The 24563-nt window shown below is 71.0% G+C and carries 19 protein-coding genes; 9 read left to right on the top strand and 10 right to left on the bottom strand.

Annotation, left to right across the window (positions count from 1 at the left end):
• Positions 1 to 154: 154 nt before the first annotated feature.
• Both BMY74_RS23890 and BMY74_RS23895 read left to right on the top strand, forming a co-directional pair.
• Positions 155 to 1507, top strand: a complete 1353-nt coding sequence (locus BMY74_RS23890) for a gamma-glutamyltransferase family protein (RefSeq protein WP_089919721.1) — start codon at positions 155 to 157, stop codon at positions 1505 to 1507.
• 64 nt (positions 1508 to 1571) lie between these two features.
• The gene (locus BMY74_RS23895) at positions 1572 to 2756 is read left to right on the top strand and encodes an MFS transporter (protein ID WP_245786323.1); all 1185 of its coding nucleotides are present in this window, start codon (positions 1572 to 1574) and stop codon (positions 2754 to 2756) included.
• Positions 2757 to 2937: 181 nt separating this feature from the next.
• On the opposite strand, the gene BMY74_RS23900 is transcribed toward BMY74_RS23895, so the two are convergent.
• Positions 2938 to 3300: a hypothetical protein gene (locus tag BMY74_RS23900; RefSeq protein ID WP_089919723.1), complete on the bottom strand. Its 363-nt coding sequence runs from the start codon at positions 3298 to 3300 to the stop codon at positions 2938 to 2940.
• 38 nt (positions 3301 to 3338) lie between these two features.
• Between BMY74_RS23900 and BMY74_RS45180 the strand changes: the two genes are divergently transcribed.
• From BMY74_RS45180 to BMY74_RS23905, 3 genes are all read left to right on the top strand, one after another.
• Positions 3339 to 3515, top strand: a complete 177-nt coding sequence (locus tag BMY74_RS45180) for a hypothetical protein (protein WP_177229890.1) — start codon at positions 3339 to 3341, stop codon at positions 3513 to 3515.
• 341 nt (positions 3516 to 3856) lie between these two features.
• The gene (locus BMY74_RS44300; RefSeq protein ID WP_143091688.1) at positions 3857 to 4771 is read left to right on the top strand and encodes a hypothetical protein; all 915 of its coding nucleotides are present in this window, start codon (positions 3857 to 3859) and stop codon (positions 4769 to 4771) included.
• A complete protein-coding gene (locus tag BMY74_RS23905) occupies positions 4768 to 5313 on the top strand; it encodes a histidine phosphatase family protein (protein WP_218159718.1) in 546 nt (181 codons plus the stop codon). Before BMY74_RS44300 ends, BMY74_RS23905 begins: the two co-directional genes overlap by 4 nt.
• Here the strand turns inward: BMY74_RS23905 and BMY74_RS23910 are convergent.
• Entirely contained in the window at positions 5300 to 6454 is a 1155-nt protein-coding gene (locus BMY74_RS23910; RefSeq protein WP_089919725.1) for a metallophosphoesterase, read from the bottom strand. The genes BMY74_RS23905 and BMY74_RS23910 overlap by 14 nt on opposite strands.
• 189 nt (positions 6455 to 6643) lie before the next feature.
• Here BMY74_RS23910 and BMY74_RS23915 point away from each other — a divergent pair, with 189 nt between their 5' ends.
• The 3 genes from BMY74_RS23915 (at position 6644) to BMY74_RS23925 (ending at position 11473) form a co-directional block, all read left to right on the top strand.
• A complete protein-coding gene (locus BMY74_RS23915) occupies positions 6644 to 7033 on the top strand; it encodes a hypothetical protein (protein WP_089919727.1) in 390 nt (129 codons plus the stop codon).
• Between the two features lie 73 nt (positions 7034 to 7106).
• Positions 7107 to 8360 (top strand): PIN-like domain-containing protein, encoded by a 1254-nt coding sequence (locus BMY74_RS45185; protein ID WP_089919729.1) that lies wholly within the window; start codon positions 7107 to 7109, stop codon positions 8358 to 8360.
• A gap of 107 nt (positions 8361 to 8467) precedes the next feature.
• Positions 8468 to 11473: an amidohydrolase family protein gene (locus tag BMY74_RS23925; protein ID WP_089919731.1), complete on the top strand. Its 3006-nt coding sequence runs from the start codon at positions 8468 to 8470 to the stop codon at positions 11471 to 11473.
• Here BMY74_RS23925 and BMY74_RS23930 read toward each other — a convergent pair.
• From BMY74_RS23930 to BMY74_RS23950, 5 genes are all read right to left on the bottom strand, one after another.
• On the bottom strand, positions 11467 to 12342 hold the full coding sequence (locus tag BMY74_RS23930; protein ID WP_089919733.1) for a dioxygenase family protein: 876 nt from the start codon (positions 12340 to 12342) through the stop codon (positions 11467 to 11469). The genes BMY74_RS23925 and BMY74_RS23930 overlap by 7 nt on opposite strands.
• A complete protein-coding gene (locus BMY74_RS23935) occupies positions 12339 to 13343 on the bottom strand; it encodes a maleylacetate reductase (RefSeq protein WP_089919735.1) in 1005 nt (334 codons plus the stop codon). The genes BMY74_RS23930 and BMY74_RS23935 overlap by 4 nt, the downstream gene beginning before the upstream one ends.
• Positions 13340 to 15100: an FAD-dependent oxidoreductase gene (locus tag BMY74_RS23940; protein ID WP_089920232.1), complete on the bottom strand. Its 1761-nt coding sequence runs from the start codon at positions 15098 to 15100 to the stop codon at positions 13340 to 13342. The genes BMY74_RS23935 and BMY74_RS23940 overlap by 4 nt, the downstream gene beginning before the upstream one ends.
• Before the next feature lie 72 nt (positions 15101 to 15172).
• A complete protein-coding gene (locus BMY74_RS23945) occupies positions 15173 to 16060 on the bottom strand; it encodes an AraC family transcriptional regulator (RefSeq protein ID WP_177229891.1) in 888 nt (295 codons plus the stop codon).
• A 368-nt stretch (positions 16061 to 16428) separates the two neighbouring features.
• On the bottom strand, positions 16429 to 16863 hold the full coding sequence (locus BMY74_RS23950) for an NUDIX hydrolase (RefSeq protein ID WP_089919738.1): 435 nt from the start codon (positions 16861 to 16863) through the stop codon (positions 16429 to 16431).
• 54 nt (positions 16864 to 16917) lie between these two features.
• On the opposite strand from BMY74_RS23950, the gene BMY74_RS23955 reads away from it, so the two are divergent.
• Positions 16918 to 17853, top strand: a complete 936-nt coding sequence (locus BMY74_RS23955) for a phosphotransferase (RefSeq protein ID WP_089919739.1) — start codon at positions 16918 to 16920, stop codon at positions 17851 to 17853.
• On the opposite strand, the gene BMY74_RS23960 is transcribed toward BMY74_RS23955, so the two are convergent.
• The 3 genes from BMY74_RS23960 to metH form a co-directional block, all read right to left on the bottom strand.
• Entirely contained in the window at positions 17844 to 19766 is a 1923-nt protein-coding gene (locus BMY74_RS23960; RefSeq protein WP_089919741.1) for a putative bifunctional diguanylate cyclase/phosphodiesterase, read from the bottom strand. The two genes, BMY74_RS23955 and BMY74_RS23960, sit on opposite strands and share 10 nt — an antisense overlap.
• Positions 19763 to 20797 carry a sugar ABC transporter substrate-binding protein gene (locus BMY74_RS23965; RefSeq protein WP_089919743.1) on the bottom strand — a complete coding sequence of 345 codons (1035 nt, stop codon included), beginning with the start codon at positions 20795 to 20797 and terminating at the stop codon, positions 19763 to 19765. The genes BMY74_RS23960 and BMY74_RS23965 overlap by 4 nt, the downstream gene beginning before the upstream one ends.
• Positions 20798 to 20922: 125 nt before the next feature.
• Positions 20923 to 24495: a methionine synthase gene (metH, locus tag BMY74_RS23970; RefSeq protein ID WP_177229892.1), complete on the bottom strand. Its 3573-nt coding sequence runs from the start codon at positions 24493 to 24495 to the stop codon at positions 20923 to 20925.
• Positions 24496 to 24563 lie beyond the last annotated feature (68 nt).

A 24563-nucleotide genomic window follows, 5' to 3' on the forward strand; every position in this document is an offset into this window, starting at 1 on the left:
CCACCACCACCACCACCACCACCACCCCGCCCGGCCACCCCGCCCGGCCGCCGACCCCGGCCCGTCACCACCGCCGCACCCCCGCGCGGGCCGGGTGGCCGCCCCCTCCCGCGCAGGTCTACCGTTGTTCGCCTTCCCTTCATGGAGGTAGACCGTGCGAGGCGCGATCGCGGCGGGCCACCCGCTCACCGCACAGGCGGGCGCGGCGATGCTGCGCGCCGGTGGGAACGCCGTGGACGCGGCCGTCGCGGCAATGCTCACGTCGTGCGTCACCGAACCGCTGCTGACCGGGCTCGGGTCGGCCGGGTACATGATGATCGCGCCGGCGGGGGAAACGCCTGTGCTGCTGGACTTCTCGGCCGTGGCGCCGGGGCGCGGGCGCACAGGCGACCGGGCCCCGCTCGACCCCATCACCGTCCACTTCGGAGACGCGCAGCAGGAGTTCCACGTGGGACCGTCGTCGGTCGCCGCGTTCGGGATGCCCGCCGGCGCGGCGAAAGCCACCGCCTACGGGCGGGCGCCGTTGCACGAGCTGGTGGCCGCCGCGGTCACGCACGCCCGTGAAGGCCATCGGGTGAACCGGTACCAGGCGTACGTCACGTCGTTGCTGCTGCCGCTCGCCCGCAGCGCGAAGCTCAACGCCCTCGACGAAGGTGAGCTCCTCGTGCAGCCCGAGCTCGCCGAGGCCCTCGAACGGCTCGGCACCGACGGCGCGGAGCCGTTCTACCGGGGCGACATCGCGGCAGCGGTCACCGACTGGATCGGCCGCAACGGCGGTGACCTCACGCGAGAAGACCTCGCAGCTTACGAAGCCGTTCAACGCGAGCCGTTGCACGTGCGGCATCGCGGCCGTGACATCCACACGAACCCGCCGCCCGCAGCTGGTGGGGCGTTGCTGACGCAGATGCTCGAAGCGTTGCCGGACGACCCCTCACAGCAGGACCTCCTCCGGGCGCTGGCCACGCCGAAGGCGCACCTGAACCGGCTCGGCTCCACCACGCACATCTCCGTGCTCGACGCGGACGGCACCGCGTGCAGCGTCACGACCACGAACGGCGCGGGGTCCGGGATCTCGATCGCCGGGGTGCACCTGAACAACATGATGGGGGAGGAGGACCTGTCGCCCGACGGGTTCTTCAGCCACGCGCCCGGTGACCGGCTGCCGTCGATGATGGCGCCGACGGTCGTCACGAACGACGGCCAGGCGGAGCTCGTGCTCGGCAGCGCCGGGTCGAGCCGGATCTGCGGCGCGATCCTGCAGGTGCTGGTGAACGTCCTGGACCGCGGCATGGCCGCCCAGGAGGCCGTCGACGCGCCCCGCATGCACCTGAGCGGCGACCACCTCCACGTCGAGCCGGGAATTCGACCGGAAAGTGAATTGCCGGTCACGCGGTTCCGTGCGCCGAACATGTTCTTCGGCGGCTGCCAGGTGGTCGAAATGACCGGATCCGGGCTGCTCAGGGGTGGTGCAGATCACCGTCGTGACGGTGCGATCGTCGTCGTGTGAGATGTTGCCCGCATAATGGGATATCGAGTTTCCTGATTCACGGGTCAACGCGCACGATGAACGGGTGACGGCACTCAGCGAGAGAAGATCCTCGCCGCTCCTGTCCCGTACGTTCCTCCAACTCTCCGTCATCAGCGTCGTGTCCGGCGTGTCGATGGCGTTCGCCCTGCCGTTCGGTTCCTTGTTCCTGACGCAGGAGATCAAGGTCTCGCCGTTCCAGCTCGGCTTCTTCCTGATCGTGAGCCCGCTCGCGCAGGTCGTGGCGAGCACGGTCATGGGCAGGCTCTCGGACGGCCGGGTGCAGCGCCGGTACCTGCTCGCCGCAGGTGGTGTCGCGGGCGCGGTCGGGTACGGCCTGTTCGCCGTGCTGCGCGACTACTGGTTCCTGCTCGGGACGTCCGTGGTGTTCATCGCGCTCACGGGGGCGTTGCTGCCGCAGCTCTTCGCGTACGGCCGGCAGGTCTCCCGGGGACCGTCGATGGTCGTCAGCGTTCTGCGGACGCTGCTGTCGGTCGCGTGGGTCGCCGGTCCGCCGGTGGCCGCGCTGCTCGTCGCGAAGACGGGGTGGGTCGGTCTCTTCGCCTCCACCGCGATCCTCCAGCTCGGGGTCGCCGCCCTCGCCCTCGCGCTTCCGGTTCCTCCCGCCCGGACCGAGGAGGAGGCGGCGGAGGAGGAAGAGGCCGCGGGACCCGCGCGCGGCAACATGGTGGTCGTGTCGGCGGCTTTCCTGTTCCTGCAAGGAGCTGTGGCACTCGCGGTGAGTGGCCTGCCGCTGTTCATCACGACCGAGCTGCGCGGCACGGCCGGGGACGCCGGGCTCGCGATGGGCCTGTGCGCGGCGCTGGAGATCCCGATGATGCTGTGGTTCGGCTCGCTGGCGAACCGGATGTCGCAGCACCGGCTCGTGGTCATCGGCGCGGTGATCTCGTTGAGCTACCACGGTTTGATGCTGTTCACCGACTCCGTCTGGCACGTCATGGCCGCGCAGGTCCTGCACGCCACGGTCATCTCGCTGATCATGGGCGTCGGCATCACGTACTTCCAGAGCCTCGACCCCGGCCGGCCCGGCCACGCGACGACGATGTTCAGCAACACCCAGATCGTCGGCGGCATGGTCGCGGGCGCGTTGCTCGGCGTCTCGCAGGGACTGGGTTTCCGCTGGGTCTACGGCTTCAGCCTGGCGATGTGCGTGTGCGGGCTGGTGCTGCTGCTGGTCGCGGGCAGGCTCACCGCACCGTCGAGGCGGTGATCCTCGGCTGCTCGCCGGCGCGTGGAGCTCTCGACGGACATCGAACCCGACCTGTCGTTGCTGACGAAGAACACCGCGCCACCGCCCGGCGTGCCCCCGCGGGCGGGGTTGGCGCCCCGGCCGACGGCCTTGTTGTTCCTCATCAGGCTGTTGAGCACGACCCACGACGCGCCGATGCTGCTCAACGCCCCGCCGTTGGAGCAGACACCGCCCTCGAACGTGCTGTCCGTGACGTGGACGGGCACGTCGTCGGCTGCCGAGGCCACGCGGATCGCGGCGCCGCACTCCCGTCGGTCTCGTCGCCGGTCGAGTCGCCGTCGGCGAGGGTGATGTTCTGGACCACCAGCCGCGGCCCGCCCTGGTCGAGCACGCGGTGCTGTCCCCTGCCGCTCAACGTGATCAGCCCACCGCCGTCGAGGACGGCCTGCGACGTGCAGCTCGCAGGCGTGCCGGTGCCGATGACGCGGGCGTGCCTCGAGGTGTCCTCCGCGGCGGCCTCGGCCGGGACCGCGGCGGTGCCCGCCGGGGTGCCGAACTTCGCCACGGGCGGGGGGAGCGGCGCTGCTCGGTGCCGGAGTCACGATGGTGAGGGTCTGGGACCTCGACGTGACCGGTGTCCGCGGCGCGGCGGCGGGGGAACCGGGGATCGCCGTGCCGCAGCCCGCCACGAGGACGGCGAGCAGCACGACGGCCGGTCTGGCGGAGGGCATGGCGGGCACCCGAGGGCGTGCCAGGACGGCTTGGCCACCACCGTTCTGACCGGTGGGATCGCGCGGTGCAACGGCGTCGACACGCCGGTTCCGCCGCCCGGAAGCGCCGCGATACCAAGGCGTTCCGCAGGTGTTTCCTCCTCGTGACACGGGGGACCGTGACAAGATCGGGGTGTGCGCGCTCCCACGATCGGTGCCCGCAGGTGCGGGACGGTGCTTAGCCTGACTCACGAGTCAGTTATCGGCGCCCGCCCGGACCACCGAGAATGACGCTGTGTGGACGAAATAGGCCGTTGACGGTCACGGTGTGCGTTCCGTTGAGTGCAAACGACCCGATCGTGAAAGAACCACACGTTCGAGTGGCCCTGTGCTCCTGGCACACTGCGCTCCGTGCCCACCCAGTTCCCCGACGAACCACCGACCGAGCGCCACTTCGCGCCCGACCCGGCGTTGATGCAGGCAGCCCGCGCCAGGGGAGCCGCGCGCTGGGCCGCGGCCGGCGACCAGCGCGCGCCGCAGGAGAAGCCGCCGGGCGGCCCGATCAAGCCGCGCACCGCCGCCATCGTCGCGATCGCCGCCCTGCTCGTGCTGGCGACGGTCGCGGTCGTGACGTTCGACGGCGGTTCGGGTGAGGGGAACACGAACGTCGCGCAGCCCTCGCACAGCTACGTCCCCGGCCTGATCACCCCGCCGGAGGAACTGCCGGAGGAGTCCACGTCGCACAGCCTCGACCCGACGCTGGCCTCGTCCGCCCTGGGCCTGATGCCCACGAGCACGCAGAACGCCGTGCCACCGCCCGCCGGTGACACGGGCAGGGCCCCCGGTGGCGCCAAGTCGTTCACGACGGGGCCCGGCTGCGGCGGCTACACCAGCGTCGGTTCGTACCGCGACGGCCGCAAGGGCTGGGTCGACCACGGCGACGGCCGATGCGGCACGTCGTTCGTGTCGATCCCGATGTCGGGCGACGCCCGCCGCGACGACGCCACGGCCTACGGCATGTGGACGTTCGCGGTCACCGGCACTTGCGAGGTCTCCGTGCACGTGCCGAACGGCAGCCTGGAACAGGTCGGGGGTAACCCGACCGTGTACTACGTGTTCGACCGCAACGGTGTCGGCGGCACCCCGATGGCGTCGTTCGCGATCAAGCAGGTCGACAAGCGCGGCCAGTGGGTCGTCGCCGGGAAGTTCAAGGCCAGCGGAAACCTGACCGTCCAGCTGCTCAGCCGAGGTCAGGACTGGAACGGCTCCGGACCGACCTACGCCCATCACGCCGCCAGCGCGGTCAAGGCAGACTGCACGGCGTGACGAGAGAACTGCACCTGGTCCGCCACGGCGAAGCGACGAAGGACGGGTCCCGGCTGACGGCGCGCGGCCGCAAGCAGGCCGAGGCGGTCGCGGAACGGTTGCGGGGCAAGGGTTTCGCGGCCGTGCACCACGGACCGGCGGCGCGTGCCGCGGAGACCGCGGCGATCATCGCCGGCGTGCTGCGCGTGCCCTGCCGGGTCGAGGCGGCGGCGGACGACTACGTGCCGCACTTCGTCCCCGACCACGACGAGTTCTTCGACCGGTTCCCCGAGTCGGAGCGCACGCGCGGCCCGGCACTCGCGCACGAGGCCGAGACGCGGTTCGCGCGCCCCGGCGACGGCCCGGTGCTGGTCGTGACCCACGCGTTCCTGATCGGCTGGCTCGTGCGGGACGCGCTCGACGCCCCGCCCGAGAGCTGGCTGACGCTGAACCACGACAACGCGGCCCTCACGGTCATCCGCTACACGACCGGCGAGTCACCCCGCCTGATCAGGTTCAACGACAGCGGCCATCTTCCGGGCGAACAGCTCAGCTCGACCTGAGGGTGAGCAGTGTGATCTCGCTCGGCGCGAAGACGCGCATCGGCGGGCCCCAGAAGCCGGAGCCGCGGCTCGTGTAGAGCTGGGTGCGGTCGCTGTGCCTCGACAGGCCCGCGACCACCGGCTGCTGCAGCCGCACCAGGTAGTGGAACGGCCAGATCTGCCCACCGTGCGTGTGCCCGGACAGCTGCAGGTCCACGCCCGCCTCGACGGCCTTGCGGATCTCCGACGGCTGGTGCGCGAGCAGCACGACCGGCGCGGTGGGGTCGGCGCCGCGCAGGGCGTGGCCGAGGTCCGCGGCGTGGCCGGGCTCGCCGGAGTGGCTCGCCGTGATGTCGTCGGTGCCCGCGAACACGAGCTTGGCGCCCCCGCGTTCGAGCGTCTCGTGCTCGTTGCGCAGCGCCTTCCAGCCGAGACGGGTCATGAGGTCGACCCAGCCCTGGCCGTTCGAGTAGTACTCGTGGTTGCCGGTGATGTAGAAGCGGTGCTCGGTGTTGACGTCGCCGAGCGGCCTGGCCTGCTCGAGGCGCTGTTCGGCGGTGCCGTCCGCGATGTCACCGACGTGCACGGCGACGTCGGCGTTGAGGCCGTTGACGGCGTCGACCATGCCGCGCGACCACTTGGCGCGGTTGATGGCGCCGTAGTGCGTGTCGGTGATGACGGCGACGGTCAGGCCGTCGAACGCCGGGTCGAGCCTCGGGAGGGTCACGTCCTGCCGCTTGATCCGCGGCACGCGCATGGCCTCGTACACGCCGTAGACCGTCACGGTGACGATGAGGACCGCGAGCAGCACGGCGATGAAACGGGAGCGGAACGGGTTCTCGACGCCCGCGAGCGCCATGCCGAGCCGGACGACGTCGGAGATCAGCGTCCACACGAACGCGATCCACACGAAGCCGAGCAGGAACTGGGAGATCCGCGCCGCGCGGTCGCTACCGCGCTGGGTGAACAGCACGATCATCGTGATGGCCGCGGCGGCGAACACGACCGCGGCGATCGGCCGCACCGGATCGGGCCACTCCGCGCTGGCGGCGAAGAGCCCCTCGAACGGCACCCAGAACAGCAGTGTCGTCACGGTGAGGAGGACGAGCGTGAACACCACCCGCCGAACCGTGACGCGGGGCCGGGTAGCGGTGGTCGTCATGCCTGCATCCTCCTGGGCCGAGAAGTCTCAACCCATCTCAACGCACAAACCATCCAGTTTGTTCGCGTCGGCTCCGGTAGACCTCCGTCACAGGCGTTCTCCCAGTTGGGGAGCAACCGCGTGAGCGCTCGGGAGTCCTCTTAACAACACCGGAACAACCGGCTGACCCGACGACCTAGAGTGAGCGACATGATCTTCTACACCGACGAGGAGAGCCGCACGCTGCGCACCGCCGTGTACGGCGCGATGCTGCTGGTCTCCCACGCCGACCCCGGCCCCGTGCTGGAGGAACGCTTCGCCGGCCTGCGCGCGCTCACGCACCTGTCGCCCGACCTGCGCGGCGTGATGGGCGCGGCCCGCCCGTCCGTGCCCGCCGGCACCGACGAGGAGATCGAGCCCGTCATCCTGGAGGCGCTGCGCTCCTCGATGAAGGTCCTCGCGGCCAAGTCGCCGGAAGACGCCAAGGACTTCCCGCGCGCCGTGCTGGCGATCTGCCGCGAGGTCGCCGAGGCCGACGGTGTCGTCGTCGACGCTGAAGACGCGATGGTGGCCCGCATCGAGGGCGCGCTGGCTCTGTAGGCCGTGTGGGCCGTTCGAATGAACGGCCCACATATCGCTAACGGGCCGATGGCACGGGCACGATCATTCCGGCATGAACGGCTTGTACGACGGGGAGTTCGCCGGATACAAGATCGCCTCGCCCGAGGAGCTCGACGGGGCGTTGCGGGAGGCGGTGGTCGCCGTCGACGCGAACGTGCTGCTGGACCTGTACAGGTTCAGCCCGCAGACGTCGAGCGACCTGATCAAGACCTTCACCAGCCTGGGAGACCGGCTCGTCGTGCCGCACCAGGCGTTGCGCGAGTTCTGGCGGCACCGCCAGCGGGCGCAGGGGAGCCCGCGCGGCGCCACGAAGGCCGCGACCGACGCCCTCGCCAAGTCGGGCCGGTCCATGAACGACTGCCTGACCACGTGGGCCAAGGCCGTGGGCGTCAACAACAGCGAGCTCGCCGAGCTCACCGGTCAGGTGAACGAGCTCGTGAACGGCCTGCAGCAAAAGCTCCAGCAGGTGCTCGCGCACGCCGACGCGGACCGCACCGGCGACCCGATCCTCGAGCAGCTGGAAGAGCTCCTGCGCGGGCGGGTCACCGCGCCGCTGGCCGACGACGAGCACGTGGACTGCGTCGCCGAGGCCAACCGGCGCATCGACGCCGAGATCCCGCCGGGTTACAAGGACGCGGGCAAGCAGGAGGACGACTCGGCCGATGGCGGCGCGGGCGACTACCTCGTCTGGTACCAGGCCACCCGCTACGCGCAGGAGAAGGAACGCGACCTGCTCATCGTCACCCGGGACGAGAAGGAGGACTGGTGGTGGCGGCAGGGCGCGGAGTTCATCGGCCCGCGGCCCGAACTGTCCCTCGAGTACAGCGACCTCACCGGCCGCCGGCTGTTCCTCATGCGGCCGACCGACCTGCTGGCCCGCGCGTCCGTGCTGGAGGTGGACGTCGACCAGGACTCGTCCGCCGACGCGGGGCGGGTCGCCGAGGACGAGGACACCGCCGAGGAACCGACCGCGGAGTGGACGCTGGAAGCGTTGTCCGCGCTGCTGGACCAGCTCGACGAACAGGCCCCGGTGCAGGCGGAGGCGCTCCGGCTCGCCACCCCGGACCGGCGCGGCCGGGTCAGCCGCGAGGAGGTGTACGCGCTGGGCGACTACGCGGACGACCGCATGCTGCGCGGCTTCACCCGCCCGTACCGCCGGCTGACGGCGAGCCTGCAGGCCAGGGGGCTGATCCCGGCGGGCGTTCCGCAGATCTTCGTCGCCCGCTATCCCGACGGGGTCAAGACCTCGTACTTCAGCGTGCCCGACGAGGTGCCGCCGTTGCTGGACGCGCTCGCGCGATCTTGAGACCGGCGTCCCACCTGGTGGGTGCTGGTCCGAATGGCGGCTGTGCGCGGATTTCGCGGTGCCAGGGTGGATCTCCTAGGGGATCGACACCGGGGGAGTGTGCCGCCATGGAACTGTCGCGCCGCGAACTGCTGACCCGCACCGGCCAGGCCGCCGCCGTCGCCACCACCGCGTCCGCGCTCACGATCGGCACCGCCGCGGCGGAGTCCGGCGAGCGCGTGAAACTGACGCAGGGCACCAACATCTCGGTGTCGCGGTCTCGGGACGGCAAGTGGCTCGCCATCGACCTCGTCACCGCGATCTGGGTCTTACCGGCGAGTGGCGGCGAAGCGCGCAAGCTCACCGACGAGCTGCAGGACGCCACGCTGCCGTCGTTCGGGCCCGGCGGCCAGATCGCGTTCCAGTCCTATCGGGACGGCAACTACCACGTGTACGTGATCGGCCTCGACGGGCGCGGGCTGAGGCAGCTGACGTCGGGGAGGTACGACCACCGCGAGCCCGCCTTCTCGCCGGACGGCAAGCGGCTCGCGTTCGTCAGCGACCGGGCGGGCAGTTACGGCGTGCACGTGCTGGAGCTGTCCAGCGGCACGATCACGCAGCTGACCGGCGTGCCGGACGAGGCCGCGGCGCCGCAGTGGTCTGCTGACGGCAAGCGGATCATCTTCACCGTCGGCAACGCGGCGGTGGACGTGGTCTCGGTGGACGGCAAGCGTGAACGGCTCGTCACGGCGCCGGCGGGCACGCAGTTCTTCGGCGCCGCGTTCGGGCCCGGTGACCAGCCGAGCTACACGCGGATCAAGCCGGGACAGGCGGAACTGGTCCTCGGCACGACCGCGGTGGTCACCGGGCAGGACGTGTTCGGGTTCGCGCCGCTCTGGGACGGCGACAGCGTCCTCTACACCGCCGACGGCAGGATCCGCCTGCTCGCGAACGGGTCCACTGCGGACATCCCGTTCAGCGCCGTCGTCCCGGTGACCACCCGGCGCCGGCCGCACCGCACCCGCAACCTCACCGGCGGCCCTGTCAAGGGAATCGCGAGCCCCGTCGTGTCGGGGGACGGGAAGATCGCCTTCCGGGCGTTGAACGCGCTGTACCTGCTGAGCGGCGGCAAGGCGGTGAAGCTCACCGGCGGGAGGTACTTCGACTCCGACCCCGACTTCTCGCCCGATGGCAAGAAGATCGTGTACGCCAGCGACCGCACGGGCGTCGCGCAGCTGTGGCTGCGCGACCTCGCTTCGGGTGAGGACGAGCTGTACGCACCGGCTCCGCACGCGCAGATCACGCCGCGCTTCTCCCCGGACGGCACCAGGGTCGCCTACCTCGACCAGGACGGCCAGGTGTGGGTCACCGACCGGCAGACGCGCCGGCAGCTCACGCCGACGCTGTTCCAGCCGGGCCGCCCGACCTGGTCGAAGGACGGCGGCACCGTCGCGCTCGCCGCCGTGAAGCCGTTCTCGCGGCGCTTCCGCGAGGGCACCAGCCAGATCCTCAGCGTGGACCTCGCCAGTGGCGAGCTGAAGTACACCGAGCCGATGCCGTTCCGCTCGATCGCCACCCGCGGCGACGACGGCCCCGTGTGGTCGCCGGACGGCAGGCTCGTCGCGTTCGTCGTCGAGAGCGTCGCGTGGGTCGTCCCGGTCGACGCGAAGGGCACCTTCCAGGGCGAGCCGCGCCAGGTCACGCACGAGGTCACCGACTCGCTGGCCTGGCACGGCAGCGACGCGCTGGTGTACCTGAACAACGGCCGCCTGCGGAAGTCCACTCTGGACGGCGGGGTCACGACGATCCGCCACGGCCTGACCTGGCGCAGGCCGAAAGCGCCCGAGCGCAGGGTGATCCACGTCGGCGCCTACTGGGACGGCGAGGCGCACGAGCTCAAGCGCGACGCCGACATCGTCGTGGAGAACGGCAAGGTCGAGGAGATCCGGCCGCACCGCGGCAAGGCCGACGTCGACGCGTCGGGACTGACCGCGATCCCCGGCCTCATCGACGCCCACAACCACTGGCACCTGCGCGGCCGCCAGTGGGGCGCGCGGCAGGGCAACGCGTGGCTCGCGTACGGCATCACGACCGTTCGCTCACCCGGCGACCCGGTCTACCAGATGGTCGAGACCAGGGAGGCGCTGGCGGCGGGAACCCTGACGGGGCCGAGGTTCTACGCGACCGGTGAAGCCGTCGACGGCTCCCGCGTCTACTACAACTTCATGCGGCCGACGCTGGGCAAGGCCCAGCTGGACCTCGAACTGCGCCGCGCCCACGAGCTCGGCTACGACATGCTCAAGACCTACGTCCGCCTGCCCGTGGAGCTGCAACGCGCCGCCGTCCGGCGGTCCCGGGTGCCGCTGTCGAGCCACTACCACTACCCGGCCGCCCTCTTCGGCATGGACGGCCAGGAACACGTCGGCGCCACCAACCGCCTCGGCTACTCCCACACGATCACCCGCACGGGCAGGGCCTACCAGGACGTGGTGGCGATCTTCACCGCTTCCGGCATGTCGATGACGCCCACGCTCTTCCAGTCACGCGCCCTGTACGACACCGACAAGTCGCTGGTCACCGACGAACGGACCCGCGTGCTCTACCCGCCGTGGGAGTACGAGCGGTACGTGGCCGACGCCGACACCCAGGGCACCCCGGCCGCCACCGCGTCGCGCTCCGTCCTGCGGGGATGGGTCGAGTTCGCGCTGGCGGTGCACCGCGGCGGCGGGTTCGTCATCACCGGTACCGACGCACCGCTCGACAGCCCCGCCACCGCCACCCACCAGAACCTGCGCGCGCTCGTCGAGTACGGCTTCACCCCGCGGGAAGCACTCATGACCGCGACCCGCAACCCGGCACGCTGGCTGGGCCTGCCGCTCGGCGCGATCAAGGCGGGCGCGCCCGCCGACATCGCGTTCGTGGACGGGAACCCGTTGGCGGACGTCAAGGCCGCGGCCAACGTCCGGCAGGTCATGGTCGGTGGGGTGCTGCACGTCGTTCCCGACCTGCTCGCGCCCTACCGGCAGCCGCAGGTGCCGGCGACGACGGCGGCGCTCGACCCCTTCCCGTCCGCGGAGAACCGGCACTGGTGGCACGAACCGGAGTGGGCCGAGCGGGTCTGCTGCGATCACTGAGCGGGGGCCAGCACGATGTCGAAACGGGAGCGCGCCCACGGCTTGTCGCCGAGGGCCCTCCCGTCCGGCGCCGGCGCTCCCGCCGGCTGCTCCTCGAACCGCTTGACCAGCGACTCCTTGACCCCGAACACCGAGTCGCCGATCTCCAGCTGCGGGTCGCCCTCCACGAAGACGTGGGTGACGAGCGTGCGGAGACCTGGAGCGGACACCATGAAGTGCAGGTGGGCGGCGCGCACCGGGGAGCGGCCGACGGCGTCGAGCAACGCGCCGACCGGGCCGTCGTGCGGGATCGGGTACGGCGTCGGGGTCGTGCCCCAGAAGGAGAACTCCCCGTTCTCGCCGGAGAACAGGTGGCCGCGGCCCGCCACGCGCGAGTCGGTGTACTGCACGTCGTAGAAGCCGTCCTCGTCGGCCTCCCACACCTCGATCCGCGCGCCCGGCACCGGGTCGCCCGCCGTGTCGCGGACGGTTCCCTCGACCCAGCAGGGGGTTCCGGACGCGCCGCCGGTGATGTCCCCGCCGAGGCCCACCTCCGGCGACTCCTCCACGAAGAACGGGCCGAAGACCGTTGCCTCCGTGGCGTTCTCATAGGCCTCGTTGTTCACGGCGATGGTCTGCATCGACGCGCCCAGCACGTCGGACAGCAGGATGAACTCCTGCCGCTTCTCGTCGGTGATGTGCCCGACGGCGGTCAGGAACTCGATCGCCCGCGTCCACTCGGCCTCGGTCAGGCGCGTCTCGCGGATGAACGCGTGCAGGTGCCGGGTGAGCGCCTCCATCAGCTCCTTGAGCCGCGGGTCCGGGGTGCGCGCGAACGACGCGATGACCTCCTCGGTGAGCTGTTCCTCGATGCGGTGCTGGGAGGTCATGCGACAAGCCCCTTCTGGGCAGCGGTGAGCAGGGAGATCAGGTCGTCCTCGGTGACGGGGCGGGGGTTCGACGGCGGCACGGAGGGCAGCACGAGACGGGCTGCCTCGTGGACGTCGGGCACGCCACGGAGTTGATGTGAGGCACCGATCTCGTCGTACAGGTCGATGAGCTCGCCACCCAGCGCCTCCGTGATCCTGGCGGCCGCCTCGGGAACCGCGGAGGCGTTGAACGCGAGCACGTGCGGCAGGATCGCCGTGTGCGTGGCGGCGTGCGGGAGGTCGTAGGCGCCGCCCAGCACGTGGCAGATCTTGTGGTGCAGGCCGGAACCCGCCGACGCGAACGCCACGGCGGCCAGGTAGGTGCCGTGGAGCATCGACTCCCGGCCCTCGGCGTCGCCGATCCGGCGCAGGCCGCGGCTCAGCGCGCGCACGCCTTCCAGCGCCAGCGCCTGGTTGATCGGGTCGGCGCGCGGTGCCCACATCGAGTCCACGCAGTGCGCCAGCGCGTTGCAGCCCGAGGCGACGGCCAGGTCCCGTGGCATCGACGCCGTCAGCTCGGTGTCGTAGACGACGGTCGCGGGCAGCACCCGGTCGTCGACGCCGGTGGTCTTGCGGGACGCCTCGGTCAGGCCCCACACGTTCGTCGCCTCCGAACCGGCGTACGTCGTGGGCACGGCGACGATCGGCAGCCCGGTGGTCAGCGCGACCGCCTTGGCCAGCCCGGTCGTGGAGCCGCCTCCGACGCTCACCAGCAGGTCCGCGCCGGACTCCGCGGCCAGCGCGCGGGCCCGTTCGGCGTTCTCCACCGGCACGTGCGGCGCCACGTCGGTGCAGTGCGCGGCAACGTCGATCTTCGCCGTCACCTCGGTGGGCCTCCTGGAGACCAGCAGCACCCGGTGCGCACCGAGGCGCTCCACCTCCGCCGCCAGGTCGTCCGCGGCCGTGCCGGTGCCGAACCGCACCCGCTGGCCGAGTGTGACGTGCTCGAAACGCGAGGTCACGCGTTCTCCTCCCGGCTCAGCACCGTCGTCAGGACGGACATCAGCTCGGCCTCGGGATCGGCCGGCAGGGTGGCGCCGCGCCAGGCGACGTGCTTGTCCGGCCGCACCAGCACCGCGCCGTCCTCGTCCACACCGGACAGTCGCGACCAGTCGAAGTAGAGGTCGGTGACCTCGCGTCCGGGGCCGATGACGACGGTCCGCAGCGGCACGCCGAGCCGGTCGGCCGCCTTCTGCGCCGCGTCGGCCCACGGCTCGCCGGTGATCCCCGTCAGCAGCGTGAACTGCCCGTACGGCACCAGGTCGTGGGTCGAGACCTTGCTCCTGCTGTCGCCGACCCACGCGTGCGGCAGCCGTGCTCCCGGCCAGGTCGACGGTTCGTAGTACAGCTCCGGATCCCGCTGCGGTGCCGGGCGTTCCGTCCCGTCCGGGACCACGGCGCTGGAGGTGTAGGACTGGCCCATCTCCACGCCGTGCGCGTTGAACTCGTAGTTCTTGAGCTCCATCGCTTCGCGCACCGCCGCGCGCTTGGCCGCACCCGCGAGGCCGCCGGCCTTGCGCTCCTCGATCCGCGCGTCCATCTCGGCGGCGGACTGCGAGGCGTCGAGCCCGAGCGCCTCGAACAACGCGCCGAACTCGCGCGCGGACTTGTTCGCCCGCGTGACGATCTGCCGTGCCACGGGCGCGCGTTCGTCGGAGTAGGTCTCCAGCAGCTGCGGCCCCGCCTGTCCGTTGAGGACCGCCGCGAGCTTCCACGCCAGGTTGTACGAGTCCTGGATCGAGGTGTTGGAACCGAGCCCGTTGCTCGGCGGGTGCCGGTGCACGGCGTCCCCGGCGCAGAACACCCGGCCGTGGTGCAGGCGCGTCGCGTACATGTCGTTGTTGCCCCACAACGAGATCCCGGTGATCTCGGCGTCGAGCGCCGGGTCACCGACGAGGTTGCGGACGATCTGCAGCGCGTCGTCCTCGGTCACCTCGGGCACGCCCTGGCTGAGGTCGAAACCCCACACGATCAGCCACTCGTTCCACGGCCGGACCATTCGCACGAGCCCGGCGCCGATCCCGCCGACGTTCGCGCCCGGCTGGATGACCCAGTACAGCACCGACGGGCGGTGCCGGGTGAGGTCGGAGAGGTCGGCCTTGAACGTGATGTTCATGGACCCGGCGACGTCCATCCGCCCCTCGTAGGGCAGGCCCACGTCGGCGGCCACCGCGGACCGCGCGCCGTCCGCGCCGATCAGGTACTTCGCCCGGATCTGGTACTCGGACCCGGTCAGCCGGTCGAGCACCCGCACGGTCACGCCGTCGGAGTCCTGCTCGTGGCCCAGGTACTCGGTGCTGAACTGCGTGCGCGTGCCCCGCTCGACGGCGTTGCGGACGAGGATCGGCTCCAGGTAGTTCTGCGGGATGTCGCAGTTGAGCGACGGCGACGCGAGCACGTGGTCGGCGTGCCGCGCCGGGTGGTTGCCCCACGTGAGGATGCGGCCGATCTCCTCGCCGGTGATGGAGGTGCAGAACACCGTGTCGCCGATCAGGTGGTGCGGTGTGGCGTCGGCGAGCACCTGGTCCTCGACACCGACGTCGCGGAGGATCTCCATCGTGCGCTGGTTGGTGATGTGTGCGCGAGGGGTGTTCGCGGTCCACCGGTACTTGGTGATCATGATGTTCGGAACGCCCAGGGTGGACAGGAACAGCGCTGCGGAGGCCCCGGCCGGGCCCGACCCGATGATCACCACATCGGTCTCGACGATCGTCACCATGCCGGACACCGTGACAGCCGCTCCGGTGCCGGGAGGGGCGCGCGTGCGCATGGGGCGGAAACAGGCAAAAACTCAGGACCGCAGCGCCGCCCGGTCCTGCCGGGGAGTGGTGCCGAAGCGCGCCCGGTAGGTGCGCGAGAAGTGCGCCTGCGACACGAACCCGGTCCGCGCGGCCACCTCGGCCAGCGGGATCGGCTCGCCGAGCAGCCGCCGTGCCGCGTCGAGCCGTGCGTGGAGGATCGCCTGCGGCACGCTCTGCCCCGACTTCGCGAACAACCGTGACAGGTGGCGGTCCGAGTACCCGATGGCCTCGGCGATCCGCTGCGCGCACAACTCCTGCTCGTGCAGGTGGGCCTCGATGAAGGCGTGGGCGGCGGCCAGGTCCGCGCTGGGGGAGCGGGTGCCCAGCACCGCGTCCAGCAACGCCGTGGCGGTGCGTTCGAGCCCCTCCCAGTCGGCGGGCCCGCGCAACGCGCCCGCCAGCGCCGCCACCAACGCCCGTGCGTGCGCGTCATCCCGGAAGCTGAACGTTCGCGGCCGTACCGGACCACGCCGCGGCGCCTTGAGCACGAGCTCGGTCAGCCCGGCGGAGAACTCGCGGCGGAACGGCCGGTCACCGTCCAGCACCAGGGCCTGGCCGGGGACGACCAGCTCACTGCCGCCCCGGTGCTCGAGGCGGCTCTCGCCGGCGAGCATGAAGTAGACGACCACCCCGTCGGCGGGGTGCTCGGCGATCTGCCGGACGTCGCGTTCGACGGCGTGCGGCGACCCGCTGACGCGCGCCACGTGCAGGCGGGGGAGCGCGAGGTTGACCTCGGTGCCCTCGAACGGCCGGTCGGCCTCGACCCGCAGCCCCACCAACGCGCGGGCGTTGTGCTCCTCCCACCCGGCGAGCCTGCGGGCGCCGGGCAGGTCGTGCGTCCGGAACCTGGTGAGGCCGGGCGGGTGCACGAGTGCCATTCGTTCACGGTAACCCGGCGGCGGAGGTGCGGCGGGTGGGTGCGGTGTGCCGGGCGGGTCTGGTGTGGCTGGGTGGCGGTGCGGCCGGGTGGGTGTGGCTGGGTTGCGTGTGGTGTGGCTGGGGAGGTGGTGTGCCGTGCGGGTGCGGTGCGGCGGCGGTGCGTGTGCCCGGCGGAGGTGGGGCGGGCGGGTCCGGTGTGGCGACCGGCTGCGGTGTGGGTGGGTGGCGGCGAGGCGGGCGGGTCCGCTGTGCCGGACGTGCGCGGTGCGGCTGGCGGTCGCCGTCTGCCGGATCGATGCGATGTGGCGGGCGGCCCGCGTGAAAACGGAGCGCGCTCCCGCGGTGCGCGCCGACGCCGGAACCGCACCTACCAGCCGAGCACGCCCAGCGACTCCCCGGCCAGGTGCCCCGCGATCCCCGCCGCCGAGTACCCGATGATGTCCGTCGGCAGCGCGTCCACCCCGAACCACCCCAGCTCCGAGCACTTCTCCGGCTCGCGGTTCACCGGCTCGCCGCTCCACCGCCGCACCTCGAAGTACAGCCCGAGCCGCGGCTCCACCCCGGACCCGTTGGCGTGCACCGTGTGCACGTGCCGCAGGTCGGCGTGCTCGATCACCACGCCGATCTCCTCCAGCGCCTCGCGCGCGGCGGCGTCGAGCACCGACTCGCCCGCGTCGAGCTTGCCGGACGGCAGGTGCCACCGGCCGTCGAAGCGGGGGTCGGTGTCGCGGCGGCGGCTGAGCAGCACCTCGTCGTCGCGGACGAGCATCACGTGGACGTCGATCAGGTGGCGGTCGGCCATGGGGCCACCGTAAATGATCTGCGATCGGCCCCGCCGTCGTGACACGATCGTGCCATGACAGCCTTCGCGACCCCTGAAGACATCGCCGCACGCACCGAGGCGGCCAAGGAGGCCGCTGTGGCGGCGGGTCGCGAGCTCGGCCTGGAGATCGGCGAGGGCGCGGTGCTCTACGAACTGTTCTCCGTCGTCGTGCACCTCGCGCCCTCGACGGTCGTGGCGCGCGTCCCGACCGTCCTGCCGCACACCACGACCCCCGAGTCGCTGGCCCGGCGCCAGCAGCAGGAGCTCGACGTCGCGCAGTGGCTGCACGACCAGGGCACCCCGGTGATCCCGCCGAGCTCCCTCGTGCCCCGCGAACCGGTGCGGCGTGACGGTTTCTCCATCACTTTCTGGCCGTTCACCGACGAGGACAAGTCGCAGGAACCCGACTACGTCAAGAACTCCGAGCTGACCGCGGACCTGCACAAGGCGCTGGAGGACTACCCCGGCGAGCTCGACTTCCTGTCGTCGGCCGAACCCCGGTTCGTGCGCGAGGGCCTCGAACGGCTCGAAGGCCTGGACATCGTCACGTCCGAGGACCTGCGCAGGGCACGCGCCGAGTGGGAGGTCCTGGAACCGCTCGTCAGCTCCGAAGCGGCGTTCCGGCAGCGGTTCCCGGGCATCGGCCTGCAGCCGATCCACGGGGACTCGCCGCCCGCCAACATCTTCGCGAGCACGAAAGGCCCGCTGTTCTCCGACTTCGAGCTCATCACGTACGGGCCGGTCGAGTGGGACCTCGGTGGCCTCGGACCGGAGTACGAAGCCGCCTACAACCGGGGCGCTCGCAAGAACGGGCTGCGCGAGCTCGACAGGGACGTGCTCCGGTTCGTCAACGCCGTTGGCGCCATCCGGGTCATCGCGTACCTGTCGGTCGCGGACCAGTTGCCCGCCATGGTCGACTTCATGCAGCCGTTCATCGACCAGTGGCGGGACACCGACGTCTACGCGTGAGCCGCGGCCCGATCTCCGAGCCAGGACACGACTTCCTCGGCGGGCAGCGGCTCGCTGAGGAAGTACCCCTGCACCACGTCGCACCCGGCCTCGGCCAGCGCCGTCCAGGTGTCCTGGTCCTCCACGCCCTCCGCGACGGCCTGCAGCCCGAAGTTGCGGGCCAGCGCCACCAGGGCGTGCACGATCGCTGAGTCGCCGGCGTCGGTGCACATGTGCGTGACGAACGACCGGTCAAGCTTCATTTCGTGCACCCGCATGCTGCGCAGGTACGAGATCGACGAGTAGCCGGTGCCGAAGTCGTCGATCGAGAGCCGCACGCCCAGGTCCGTCAGGCCGCGCAGCACCTCCACCGCGCGTTCCGGGTCCGAGATGATGGCGCTCTCGGTGATCTCCAGCGTCAGCAGGCGGGCCGGCAGGCCGTGGCGCTTGATCAGGTCGGCCACGTCGCCGGGGAACTCGGTGTGGTGCAGGCAGGCCGCGCCCACGTTCACCGACACCGGCACCTCCCAGCCCGCGTCCGACCAGGTGCGGCACTGGCGCAGCGCCGCGTCGATCACGTACCGGGTCAGCGGCTCGATGAGGCCGTTCTCCTCGGCGATCGGGATGAACTCGTCGGGGCGCACCAGACCGCGTGTCGGGTGCTGCCAGCGGGCCAGCGCCTCCACGCCGCACACGGCGCCCGTGTTCGCCAGCGCCTTGGGCTGGTACTGCAGGAACAGCTCACCGCGGTCGATCGCGTGCCGCAGCTCCGTGACGGCCGTCAGGTGCGCGGCGCCCCGCTCGTGCAGGCGGGCGTCGTACACGGCCACGCCGGACTTCTCGCGCTTGGCCGCGTACATCGCTATGTCCGCGTGCCGCAGCAGTTCGTGGCCGTCGCCCGAGTCCGCCGGGCACAGGGCGACGCCGACGCTGCCCGCTATCTCGAGCTCCAGGCCCTCCAGCGTCACCGGCATCGCGAGCGCCTGGAGGATCTTCTCCGCGACCATCGTCGCGTTCTCCGCTGAGCCGACGCCGGGCAGCAGCACCGCGAACTCGTCGCCGCCCAGCCGCGCCACCAGGTCCGTGTCGCGCACCGCCCACGACAGGCGGTTCGCCACCTGGCGCAGCAGCAGGTCGCCGGTGTGGTGCCCGAGGGAGTCGTTGACCTCCTTGAACCTGTCGAGGTCCACGATCAGCAACGCCAGCGGCTCGTCCTTCTTGCGCGCCTTGTCGACGGCCACCTCCATCCGCCGCGCGAGCAGCGTCCGGTTCGCGAGGCCGGTCAGGGCGTCGTGGTGCGCCTCGTGCTCGTTCTTGGCGGCCTGGCGCAGGATCATGCGGCGCTGGCCGAGCAGCACCATGCCGAACACCGCCACGAGCGCCGCGTCCAGCACGAACACCACGATCTGCGCGATCCGCAGCCGTGCGTTGCGCTCGTCGGCCGCGCGCAGGTACTCGTTGTTGTCGAGGCGCTTCGCGCTGATCGCCGCGGTGATCTGGCGCCGCAGCGACGAGTGCGCCAGCCCCGCCTGGTCCGCCTGCAGCGGGTCGGTGCCGGCGACGACCTTGCGCAGGAGGTCCGTCGTCTGGTCGTAGAGCGGCAACAGGCGCGTGGCCACGGCCGCGTCGGACGGGGTCGCCTCGGTGCGCAGCCACTCGAGCTCGGCGCGCGCGGAGCCGAGCGAGTTCGCGAGCGGCTGGACGGTCTGCTCGGTCCGCGCGACCTGCAGGTCGCGCAGCGCGTTGTCGGAGACGGTGATGTGCTCCAGCACGCGGGACCACCGCTCGCTGGTCTCGTTGACCTGCCGCACGTGCGCGGTCGTGGCCCGCGCGTCGACGCTGCTCCACAGCGCCAGTCCCGCCAGGACCAGCAGTCCGGCCGTCAGCCCCACCGTCGCCACCCGTGCGGTGGCGCGGCCCTCCCCGAACTTCACCGTGCCTGCTCCAACGGTCGCACCCAGCTCGCCGGATCTTCGACGAAGCTGTCGATCTGAGGCTGGAAGAAGTCCCTGCGGGCCTTCTCCGACTCCTGCCGGTGCAGGATCGCGTCCAGGTTCGCGGTGGTCACCGTGAGCCCGGGCGTCTCGACCCAGCCCTGCGGCAGCGCCGCGCCGCCCTTCGCGTGCCGTGCGAGCAGCCAGCCCGCGACGGCGCCCTTGAGGTAGTGCTCGGGCGAGACCGTCGCGACCATCGCGCCGTCCCGCACCGCCTGCAACGTCCTCGGGTCGACCCCGAACCCGCCCACCAGCCACCTCGCCGACTTCTCGGTCCTCAGCGCGGCGAGGCTGACCCCGTCGCAGTCGCCCGTACCAACGAACGCGAGGGCGTCGGGATTCGCCGCCACGAGTCGTCTCCACGCGTCCCGATTCGCGGCGTCGTCACGTTGCGTGTCGAACGGCCCCAGCACCACTACTCCCGGTAGCTTTTCGGCGAATCGACCGCGGATTCCGTCCGCCCGGTCGTCGAACCCGGCGAGTCCCGGAACTGTGTTTCCCAACACAACTGTTCCGGTCGCGTCCGAAGGCAATCGGCGCATCAGCTCGTCAGCCAGTTTTTCGCCGAGTTCGTAGTTGTCGTTACCGATGTGGAGTTTGACGCCGGAACTCGCGGTGAGGCGCATGTCGACACCGATGACGGCGACGTGCCGGGAGAGCGCCTCACCGATGGACGGCGCCATCAGCGCCGGCTCGGAGGTCGCCACGGCGATTCCGCCATTCGCTGCGAGCGTCAAATCCCGGAACAACTCGACTTCCTTGTGCCCGTCCTGGCCGGGTGGACCCGTGACCGTCGCGCTGACCCCGCCGATGCGGCCGACGCCCTCGTGGAAACCGCTGGTCATCTCCTGGGCGAAGGAGCCACCCGTGCGCTTGACCACGAAACCGACGTGCGGCAACGCCTCGGACCCGGCAGCACCACCACAGCCTGCCAGCAGCACCAGACCCAGCACCAGTGCCGCAGCGCGCATTGACGACCTCGGGCTCGTTCGACCTACGGGTGATCGATCTCCAGATCGGCCGATGCTACAGCGCGTGGTGCAGAACCGGATGAGGGCCACCGCCACCGGCAAGCGCTTTCAGCGAGCGGAAACCGTCAGGCGGGCTCGTACCCGAGGTTCGGGCGCAGCCACTGCTCGACCTCCGCGAGCGGCTTGCCGTACCGGTTCGCGTAGTCCTCGACCTGGTCGCGGCCGAGGCGCCCCACCGTGAAGTACTTCGCCTCGGGGTGCTGGAAGATCAGGCCGCTGACACTGGCCGCCGGGTTCATCGCGAACGATTCGGTGAGCCCGACTCCGATCTCCTCCGCGCCCAGCAGGTCGAACAACTCCCGCTTCACCGTGTGGTCGGGGCAGGCCGGATAACCGAGCGCGGGGCGGATCCCGCGGAACTTCTCGGCGTGCAGGTCGGCCAGTTCCGGCTGGGCGTCCGGCTCGAACCAGTCGCGCCGCGCCCGCAGGTGGATCCACTCGGCGAAGGCCTCGGCGAGCCTGTCCGCCAGCGCCTTCACCATGATGGCGCGGTAGTCGTCGTTGAGCGCCTCGTACTTCGCGGCGAGCTTCTCGGCGCCGAGGATCGTCACCGCGAACCCGCCGATGTGATCGCCCTCGGGGGCCACGTAGTCGGAGAGGCAGCGGTTCGGGCGCGACAGCGGCTTCTGCGTCTGCTGGCGCAGCATCGGAATGCGCACGCCGTTGTCGAGCAGGATGTCGTCGCCGTCGGAATGCGCGGGCCAGTAACCGTAAACGCCCTTCGCCTCGAACAGCTCACCGGCGACGATTTCGTCGAGCAACGCCGTCGCGTCGTCGTAGAGTTCGCGTGCCACGGGCTGGTCCAGGATCGCCGGGAACTTCCCTTTGAGTTCCCAGGCGAGGAACAGGAACGTCCAGTCGATGAACTCGCGCAGTTCGGCCAGAGAAGGCGTCAGCACGCGCGTTCCGGTGAATGCCGGCGTCGGCAATTCGGAGAAGTCGACCTTTTCCGAGTTCGCGCGCGCGACTTCGAGCTCCAGCAACGGCACCGACTTGCGGTTCTCGTGCTGTTCGCGGAGCCGGGCCTGCTCGGCGCGGTTGGTGCGGTTCAGCTCGTGCGACCGGCGGTCGTCGAGCAGGTCGGACACGACGCCGACGACCCGGGAGGCATCGAGGACGTGGACGACCGGCTCGTCGAAGACCGGGGCGATCTTCACGGCGGTGTGCTGGCGCGAGGTCGTCGCGCCACCGATCAGCAGCGGCAGCTTCAGGCCGCGGCGCTGCATCTCCTCGGCGACCGAGACCATCTCGTCCAGGGACGGCGTGATCAGCCCGGACAGGCCGATGGCGTCGGCGTGCTCCTTGATGGCGGTGTCGAGGATCTTCGCGGCGGGGACCATCACGCCGAGGTCGATCACCTCGTAGTTGTTGCAGCCCAGCACGACGCCGACGATGTTCTTGCCGATGTCGTGGACGTCGCCCTTGACCGTGGCGAGCACGACCTTGCCGTTGCCGCCCGCCGTGGCCTTCGGCTCGGCGTCCATGAACGGCTCCAGGTACGCGACCGCTCGTTTCATCACGCGGGCGCTCTTCACGACCTGGGGCAGGAACATCTTGCCCGCGCCGAACAGGTCGCCGACGACCTTCATGCCGTCCATCAGCGGGCCCTCGATGACGTCGAGGGGCCGGGGGAGGGCCTGGCGGGCCTCCTCGGTGTCCTCCTCGACGAAGTCGACGACGCCGTGCAGGATCGCGTGCTCCAGCCGCTTGGCGACCGGGGCCTCGCGCCACGACAGGTCCACGACCCGCTTCTGGCCGGGGCCCTTGACGGTCTCGGCGTGCGCGACGAGGCGGTCGGTCGCGTCCTCGCGGCGGTCGAAGATGACGTCCTCGACCAGTTCCAGCAGCTCGGGCTGGATGTCCTGGTAGACGACGAGCTGACCCGCGTTGACGATGCCCATGTCGAGGCCCGCCCTGACGGCGTGGAACAGGAACGCCGAGTGCATGGCCTCGCGGACGACGTCGTTGCCGCGGAAGGAGAACGACAGGTTCGAGATGCCACCGCTGATGCGGACCCCGGGACATCGCTCCTTGATCCGCGGCAGGGCGTCGATGAACGCCTTCGCGTAGCCGTTGTGCTCCTCGATGCCGGTGGCGACCGCGAGCACGTTCGGGTCGAAGATGATGTCCTCGGCGGGGAATCCGGCCTGCTGCGTGAGCAGGTCGTAGGCGCGGGCGCAGATCTCGACCTTGCGGTCGGTCGTGTCGGCCTGGCCCTGCTCGTCGAACGCCATCACGACGACACCGGCGCCGTAGTCGCGGATCGTGCGGGCCTGCCGCAGGAAGGGCTCCTCGCCCTCCTTGAGGCTGATCGAGTTGACCACGCCCTTGCCCTGCACGCACCGCAGCCCGGCCTCCAGCACGGTCCAGCGGGAGCTGTCGATCATCACCGGGATGCGCGCGATCTCCGGCTCGGTCGCGATGAGGTTCAGGAACGTCGTCATCGCCTGCTCGCCGTCGAGCAGGTCGGCGTCCATGTTGACGTCGAGCAGGTTCGCGCCGCCGCGCACCTGCTCGAGCGCCACGTCCAGCGCGGCCTGGTGGTTGTCGGCCTCGATGAGCCTGCGGAACTTGGCGGAGCCGGTGACGTTGGTGCGCTCGCCGATCATCACGAACCCGGTGTCCGGGCCGATCTCGAACGTCTCCAGCCCGCTGTAGCGGGTGGTGTGGCGCGGCTTCACCACGTCGCGCTTCGTCTCGCCCTTCACGGCGTCCGCGATGGCCTTGATGTGCGCGGGGGAGGTGCCGCAGCAGCCGCCGACGACGTTGACGATGCCCTTGCCCGCGAAGTCCTTCAGCAGGGCGGCGGTCTCGTCCGGGGTCTGGTCGTAGCCGCCGAAGGCGTTGGGCAGGCCCGCGTTGGGGTGGCAGGCGACGTAGGTGTCCGCGAGCCGCGCCAGGTCCGTGACGTGCGGGCGCATCTCCTCGGCGCCCAGCGAGCAGTTCACGCCGACGACGAGCGGCTCGGCGTGCGCGATCGAGTCCCAGAACGCCTCGACGGTCTGGCCCGACAGCGTGCGGCCGGACAGGTCGACGATCGTCACGGAGATCCACAGCGGCAGGTCGGGAGCGACCTCGCGGGCGGCGGCGATGGCGGCCTTGCAGTTCAGCGTGTCGAAGATCGTCTCGATCAGCAGCAGGTCGACGCCACCCTCGTGCAACGCCGAGATCTGCTCCGCGTACGAGGCCTTGACCTGCTCGAACGTGACGGCGCGGAACGCGGGGTCCTCGACCTTGGGCGACAGGCTGAGCGTGACGTTGAGCGGGCCGACGGAGCCCGCGACGAACCTCCCGCCGAACTCGTCGGCGGCCTGGCGGGCGAGGCGTGCGCCGGCGAGGTTCATCTCGCGGACGCGGCCCTCCAGCCCGTAGTCGGCCTGGCCGATCGACGTGGCGGTGAACGTGTTGGTGGTCGTGATGTCCGCGCCCGCGGCGAGGTACTGCCGGTGCACGTCGAGCACCAGGTCGGGGCGGGTGAGGTTGAGCAGGTCCGGGTCGCCCGCGACGTCGGGCACGTGGCCTTCGTACTCGTCGCCGTAGTAGTCGGACGGGGAGAGCTTCGCCTGCTGGAACATCGTGCCCCAGGCGCCGTCCAGCACAGCGATCCGCTGGTCCAGCAGGGACTTGAGTCCACTCACGCGCGCTCCCGAAGACGTCGGAAGCGCCCTTTGTTCGTGGTGGAACGAAGCCGAGCGTGGCAGGCGTG

It is taken from the genome of Lentzea albida (genome assembly GCF_900111005.1).
Lineage (GTDB): Bacteria > Actinomycetota > Actinomycetes > Mycobacteriales > Pseudonocardiaceae > Lentzea > Lentzea albida.